7 protein-coding genes are annotated in these 6920 nt (G+C 68.9%); 5 read left to right on the top strand and 2 right to left on the bottom strand.

Features of this window, described 5'->3' with window-relative positions:
- Positions 1 to 607: 607 nt before the first annotated feature.
- On the bottom strand, positions 608 to 1465 hold the full coding sequence (locus JIG36_RS06005) for a helix-turn-helix transcriptional regulator (protein WP_203374944.1): 858 nt from the start codon (positions 1463 to 1465) through the stop codon (positions 608 to 610).
- Between the two features lie 89 nt (positions 1466 to 1554).
- On the opposite strand from JIG36_RS06005, the gene JIG36_RS06000 reads away from it, so the two are divergent.
- Complete coding sequence (locus JIG36_RS06000; protein WP_203374943.1) at positions 1555 to 2241, top strand: SDR family NAD(P)-dependent oxidoreductase; 687 nt, start codon at positions 1555 to 1557, stop codon at positions 2239 to 2241.
- A gap of 3 nt (positions 2242 to 2244) precedes the next feature.
- On the opposite strand, the gene JIG36_RS53915 is transcribed toward JIG36_RS06000, so the two are convergent.
- On the bottom strand, positions 2245 to 2955 hold the full coding sequence (locus JIG36_RS53915; protein WP_203374942.1) for a GntR family transcriptional regulator: 711 nt from the start codon (positions 2953 to 2955) through the stop codon (positions 2245 to 2247).
- Positions 2956 to 3103: 148 nt separating this feature from the next.
- Here JIG36_RS53915 and JIG36_RS05990 point away from each other — a divergent pair, with 148 nt between their 5' ends.
- The 4 genes from JIG36_RS05990 to JIG36_RS05975 are packed head-to-tail and all read left to right on the top strand — an operon-like array spanning position 3104 to position 6920.
- Positions 3104 to 4447 carry an ABC transporter substrate-binding protein gene (locus JIG36_RS05990; protein ID WP_203374941.1) on the top strand — a complete coding sequence of 448 codons (1344 nt, stop codon included), beginning with the start codon at positions 3104 to 3106 and terminating at the stop codon, positions 4445 to 4447.
- A gap of 2 nt (positions 4448 to 4449) precedes the next feature.
- Positions 4450 to 5358 carry a carbohydrate ABC transporter permease gene (locus tag JIG36_RS05985; RefSeq protein ID WP_236045542.1) on the top strand — a complete coding sequence of 303 codons (909 nt, stop codon included), beginning with the start codon at positions 4450 to 4452 and terminating at the stop codon, positions 5356 to 5358.
- Between the two features lies 1 nt (position 5359).
- A complete protein-coding gene (locus tag JIG36_RS05980; protein WP_203374940.1) occupies positions 5360 to 6172 on the top strand; it encodes a carbohydrate ABC transporter permease in 813 nt (270 codons plus the stop codon).
- A gap of 4 nt (positions 6173 to 6176) precedes the next feature.
- Positions 6177 to 6920, top strand: coding sequence for a 6-phosphogluconolactonase (locus JIG36_RS05975; protein ID WP_203374939.1), 744 nt, complete (start codon positions 6177 to 6179; stop codon positions 6918 to 6920).

Genomic DNA, 6920 nt, shown 5'->3' with positions numbered 1-6920 from the left:
CCCTCATCTGCCTGGCACGCCGCCGTGTCGACGTCCTGTTCGCCATGCTCCGCGACCAGACGCCCTACCAAACCCGGCCCGTCAACCACGCCCTCACCGCTTGACGAAACCCATAGGGACACCCCCCGTCAGCCACCGGACGCCCAGAATAGGCGGCTCCCGCCGCCCAAAACCGTTGTCCACATTCCTCGGTTGTCCACAGGCCACCCCGTAGAGATCGCCAAGAACCGGCAGACTCGGGTCTGGGTGGAGGTCCCCCTGGTAGGGCGGGTAATGCGGGGAGACGAGTAGCAGAGACGTGTAGCCGAGCCGAGTAGCCGAGCCGAGCAGCAGAGCCGAGCGGCAGAGACGAGTAGCCGAGCCAAGTAGCGGATCAGGGCGGCAGCCGAGTCTGGCCGGCCGAGCGCGCCGATCGGTGCCCATGCAGCAGATCGGGGCGGCCGGCGAGTATTGGGCGTGACCACTCACGCACGTCGCCGTGGGGGGTTTTGCGGTTTGGACGCGTCAGCGGCCAGCGAAACCCGCCGCGGCCCCCGCGGGAGCGACGGTCTGTACCCCCGCCTGGCCGGGACATCCGGATCTTGATTTTGACCTGGGGGGAGAGACGTTACGACAAGCGGCTTCGAGCCTTGCCGGTGGTTGTCGGCAGGCCGGCCGAAGCGAGCAAGGCCAGCTTCTCCGCATTGCTGGAGCCGGCGTCGGGGTGCAGGACGATCAGCATCAGGCTCTCGGTGCCGCCGATGGTCAGACGCTCGCGGTTCAGGGTCATCTCGCCGACCTGGGGATGGTTGATGAGCACCGGCGTTCCGTATTGGCCCCGCACCTCGTGGCGGGCCCACAACTGCCGGAAACGGGGGCTCGCCAGCGTCAACTCGCCGGTGAGCTCGATGAAACGAGGGTCGTCGGTGTCGGTGCCGACGGCCTGGCGCAGGTTGGCCACGAAGCATTCGGTGACCGCCGGCCACTGCGGGTAGAGGGACTGCTCGGTCGGGTCCAGGAAGAGGTCGCGCAGCTGGTTCGCGCCGGGGGCCAGGCGTGGGGAGATCGCCTGGGCCAGGTGGTTGGAGGCCACGACGTCGAAGTAGCGGTTCTCGATGAACGCGGGCTGCACCAGGGAGTCCAGCAGCTTGAGCATGCCGGCGGGGACGGTTTCCGGGCGACGGCGGCGTCGGCGGCGTTTCTGGGCGCAGTCGGCGGCCAGGGTCAGCATGTGTTCGCGGTGGTCGTCGTCGAGGAGCAGCACGCGGGCGATCGATTCCAGGACCTGCGCGGACGGGTTGCGGTCGCGGCCGCGTTCGAGCCTGAGGTAGTAGTCGGCGCTGACGCCGGCCAGCATGGCGACCTCCTCGCGGCGCAGGCCGGGCACCCGCCGGACGCCGACGTCGGGGATGCCCACCTGCTCGGGGGTCACCAGCTCGCGCCGGGCCCGCAGGAAGGCGCCGAGGGCGTTCGTCGTCTCGCTCACGTCAACCAGCCTAGGTCGGCGTCGCCGGGGGAGAGGGGGTCATGTCAGGGCTCTGCCTCGGCCCGGCGGCCGTGCCTAGCTTCGGGGACATGACCATCACACTGATCACCGGGGCCAACAAGGGCATCGGATTCGAGACCGCCCGGCAGCTGCTGGAACTGGGCCACGTCGTTTATGTGGGGGCTCGGGACGAGGAGCGGGGCGGGAAGGCGGCGGCCGCCATCGGGGCCCGGTTCGTGCAGCTCGACGTGACCGACGACGCATCCGTGAGCGGGGCGCTGGCGGCGATCGACGCGGCCGAGGGGCGGCTCGACGTTCTGGTGAACAACGCCGGCCTCCTCGGGGAGGGTCCCGTCGACGGGGCGAAGGCGCTGCGGGTCTTCGACACCAACGCGGTGGGCGTTGTCCGGGTCACCGAGGCGGCGCTGCCGCTGCTGCGCAAGTCGGCGAACCCGAACGTCGTCACGGTGTCGAGCAGCATGGGGTCGTTCTGGGCGGTGACCAACCCGGAGCGGCCCGAGTACGGGCTGCCGTTGACGCTCTATGCGGCGTCCAAGGCGGCGGCCACTATGTTGACCGTTCAGTACGCCAAGGCCGAACCGGGCATCAAGTTCAACGCGCTCGAGCCGGGCGCCACCGCGACCGACATGACCGCGGCCTTCGGGATCGGGCGGCCGGTGGGGGAGAGCGCCAAAACGGTGGTACGGCTGGCGACCCTCGGCCCGGACGGTCCGACCGGCACGTTCACCGACGAGAACGGCCCACTGGCCTTCTGAAACTCAAGCGCGGCGGAAGAGGTCGGCCTCGAAACGGTACGCGTCGCCGCGGTACTTGTTGTGGCCGATGAGCACGGGAGTGCCGTCGGCGGTGTAGGCCACCTCGTCGCCGACCAGGACGGGAGCGCCGGCGGTGATGCCCAGCAGTCGGGCCAGATCGGCGTCGGCGCTCTCGGCCATCAGCGTGTAGGCGCTGCGGTGCACCTCGATGCCGCACAGGCGGCGCAGTTCGTCGTAGAGCGACCGGTCGGTCAGGTCGGCATCTTTCATGGCCTCGACATGAACCGAGGGGAGCACCACGACGTCGAAGCAGACCGGGGTGCCGTCCATGCCGCGCAGCCGGTCGATCTCGAGGACCGGCGCGGCGGGCGCGATGCGCAGCTTGGCCGCCTCGTCGAGGGAGGCCGGCCGCACCTCCTGTCGCATAACTCGCGCGGTGGGGCGCAGGCCGCGGGCGCGGGCCATCTCGGTGAACGACTGCAGCGTGCTGGGTGGCTCGCTGAGCACCTGGGTCGGCACGAACCAGCCGCGCTGAGCCGAGCGCTGCAGCGTGCCCTCGGACTCGAGACGGCTCAGGGCCAGACGCAGCGTGGCCCGGCTGACGCCCAGCTGGCCGGCCAGGTCGCGCTCGCCCGGCAGTCGGGAGCCGGGGGCGTAGCGGCCGACGGTCAAGTCGCGGGTCAGCCGCTCGTAGGCCTGGATCGATGCCGTCACGGCAGCACTGTACCAGTTAGCTCATTGGTGGGACCAGTTCTTGTTTCTGGTTCAGCACTGGACTAACTGGTATAGGAAGGCTTAGTGTCCGGTCATCGGCCACGCGATCCCACCGGGCGAGGCCAGTGCGACACAACGGAGTGCACAGATGAAGATCTATAAAGCGGGCGTCGCGGTGATACTCGCGCTGGGCCTGGCGGCCTGTTCGCCGGGCAGCGGCACCAGTGCGACCGATGAGAACAAGGCCCCCGAGAGCGTGTCGACCGACGTGGCCAAGGCCGGCACCGTGACCCTCAAGCTGACCGATTTCTGGGGCGGCGCCGAGGGCGAGTGGATCAAGCAGGTCGTGGCCGACTTCCAGAAGAAGTACCCCAATGTCACGATCCAGCGGACCAACGAGGACTGGGGTCAGCTCAACTCCACCCTCAACCTGCAGCTGCAGGACGACAGCGGGCCCGACATCGCGACCGCGAACAACGGCTGGCAGTCGCTGGGCACGCTGGCCAAGGGCAACCTGGTGCGCAACCTCGACCCGTACGTGAAGGCGTACGGCTGGGACAAGAAGGTGCCCACCACCATCGCCCGGCAGAACCAGTTCAGCGCCGACTTCAAGACGATGGGCACCGGTTCCTGGTTCTCGACCCCCATGTCCCGTACGTCGCTGATCGGCCTCTACTACAACGCGGACAAGCTGAAGGCCCTCGGCGTCGAGCCCCCGAAGTCGCTGGCCGACCTCGAAGCGGCGGCGGCCAAGGCCAAGGCCGCGGGCGAGGTTCCGTTCGAGTACGGCAGCCTGGACGGCTCGACCACGATCCTGCTGGGCGCGCAGGCGTTGCTGGCCGACAAGAAGAAGCTCAACGACTACATCTACGGCGACGCCTCGATCAAGGCGGCCGACATCGGGATGACCGAGGCCATCACGCTGACCAAGAAGTGGGCCGACGCCGGTTACTTCCCGCCCAAGTTCGAGGGCATCGACTACCAGACCGCGGTCGCCAACTATGTCGGCGGCAAGGGCGTCTTCCGGTGGGAGTACACGGGTTCGCTCGGTCTCGACGCGGCGAAGCAGGGCAAGTACGGCTATCTGCAGCTCCCGCAGGCCAGTGGCAGCGGCACGGTCGGTGTCGGGGCCGCGCCGGGCGCGATGGTGATCTCGTCGAAGAGCAAGAACCCGGACGTGGCGGCGGCCTTCCTCGACTTCATGATGTCGCCCGAGACCGGCCAGCTGGCCGCCGACCGCGGTCTGGTGCCGGCGCTGTCGCCCGACGTGAAGGTGCCGTCGACCTCGCTCAGCCTGACCGACGAGTCGAAGGGCGCGGCGACGCTCGACACCGACGACGGCTATGTGCCGTACTTCGACTGGTCCAGCCCGACCATGCTCGACACGATCAGCCAGAACCTGCAGCTTGTGTACGCCGGGAAGATGACGCCGGACAAGTTCACCGAGGCCGTCGACAAGGACCGCGACGCCTTCCTGGCCGGGCAGAGCTGAGGATGACCGCCACCGCGACCGCGCCGGAGGGCGGCAAACCCGGCGCCCACCGGCGTCGGAACCGGTGGATCGGCCTCGCCTTCGCCGCGCTCCCGCTGGGCGTCTACGCGCTCGTCGTGCTCGTCCCGCTGGCCCAGTCGGTGCAGTTCTCGTTCTACAAGTGGGACGGGGTCAGCGCATCGACCTGGGCCGGGCTGGACAACTACCGGACGTTCCTGACCGATCCGGTGCTGCGCTCGACGTTCGGGCATGTCCTGGTCCTGATCGGGTTCTTCGCCCTGCTGCCGATCGCGCTCGGCCTGCTCTCGGCGGCGCTGCTGACCCGGGCCAGGCAGCCGGGCATGGCCGTCTACCGCTGGATCTTCTTCCTGCCCCAGGTGATGACGACCGTGGTCATCGCCCTGGTGTTCAAGCGGATCTACGCGCCGGACGGCCCGCTCAACACGGCGCTGCGGGCGGTCGGGCTCGACTCGTTCGCCAAGACGTGGCTCGGCGACTTCACGTGGGCGCTGCCGGCGCTCGGCATGATCGGCACCTGGGTCACCTTCGGGTTCTGCATGGTGCTGTTCATCTCCGGTACGTCGGCGATCGCACCCGAGCTGTACGAGGCGGCCCGCATCGACGGCGCTGGTCCCGTACGGGAATTCTTCGCCGTCACCCTGCCCGGTCTGCGCGGGCAGATGGCGGTCGCGCTGACGCTGACCATCACCGCCGCGCTGCGCACGTTCGACCTGGTCTGGGTCACCACGCACGGCGGCCCGGGTACGTCGACGCTGACCCCGGCGGTGGCGCTCTACAAGGCCGCGTTCCAGAACCCGCAGGTCGGGCTGGCGGCCGCGATCGGCGTCGTGATGGCGCTGCTCTGCCTCGTCATCGCGGTCGTCATCACGCGCGTATCGGAAAGGGACTGACGTGATCTCGAAGACCGAACGCGTCATCAACTACGTGGTGCTGACGGTCCTCGCGGCGCTGGTGCTCTTCCCGGTCGGCACGTTCCTGGTGGCGGCGCTGAGCCCGGACCGCTCGGGCAAGCCGGTCGGTTTCTCCGACTTCGCGTGGGGCAACTTCGCCACCGCCTGGCGCGACGCCGACTTCTCGCGGGCCATGACGGTCTCGATCGTCGTCGCCGTCTGCGTGGTGGCCGGTCAGGTGATCCTGGCGCTGCTCGGCGGGTACGCCTTCGGGGTGCTCGGCGTGGTCGGCGACAAGTGGCTGTTCCCGGTCGTGCTGCTCGGCATGATGATCTCGCTCGAGGCCATCATCGTCCCGCTCTACTACCAGTTCCGCACGTTCGGGCTGACCAACTCGCTGCCCGGCATCATCCTCATCCACCTCGGCATGGGTGTGCCGTTCGGCATCTTCTGGATGCGGGCCGCGTTCCGGGCCCTGCCCCGCTCGGCGTTCGAGTCGGCCGAGATGGACGGCGCCGGCCCGCTGCGCATGCTGCGGTCGATGGCCGCCCCCATGGCCCGGCCCGCCATCTACACGCTGATCCTGCTGAGCTTCATGTGGACCTGGAACGACTACTTCCTGTCCCTGGTGTTCCTGCACGGCGACAACCAGACCGCGACCGTGGCCCTCGGCGTCTTCCAGGGCAAGTACGTCACCCAGATCAACCTGATGGCGGCCGGCGGCCTCATCGTCGCCGCCCCCGTCCTCGTTCTCTACGTCGTCTTCCAGCGCAAATTCATCTCCGGAATGCTGGCCGGCGCGATCAAGGAGTAACACCGTGGCTCTTCAACCCCTTGTGCTGCCCGACCCCGGCGCCGTCGGTGACGCGGTCGCCGCGACGATCCTCGACCGCTTGGCCGCCACCGGCGACCGGCCGTTCCTGCTCGGCTGCCCCAGCGGCCGTACGGCGATGCCGGTCTATCGCGCGCTGGCCGGGCACGCCGCCCGTGGCGTCGACCTGTCCCGCCTCGTCATCGTCATGATGGACGACTACCTGGACGGCGACCGGCGGGTCTCGCCCGACATGTCCTACTCGTGCCTGGGCTTCGCCGAGCGCGAGATCGTGGGTCCCTGGGGGATGGAGAACGAGATCTGGGTGCCCGACCCGGCCGACCCTCAAGGCTACGACGAGGCCATCGCCGCGGCCGGCGGGATCGACCTGTTCCTGCTGGCCAGCGGGGCCGGTGACGGGCACATCGCCTTCAACCAACCCGGAACACCCCGAGACGCCCGTACGCACGTGACCCCGCTCGGCGAGGCCACCCGGCGCGACAACATGGGGACGTTCCCCGAGTTCACCCGGCTCGACATGGTTCCCACCCACGGGGTGACGGTCGGCGTCGACACCATCGCCGCGCTCTCCCGCGAGGTCACCATGATCGTGTGCGGCGCCCACAAACACGAGGCGTACCAACGGATTGTCGCCGCCGAGCACTACGAGCCGGACTGGCCGGCCACCGTCGTCGTCGAATGCAAGAACCCCACGCTCATCGCGGACCGCGCGGCCTTTGGAGGCAACTGA

This window comes from Paractinoplanes ovalisporus, from assembly GCF_016834655.1.
Classification (GTDB): Bacteria; Actinomycetota; Actinomycetes; order Mycobacteriales; family Micromonosporaceae; genus Actinoplanes; species Actinoplanes ovalisporus.
Note: the sequence above shows the minus strand (reverse complement) of the source record. Positions and strands in the feature narration are given on the sequence as shown.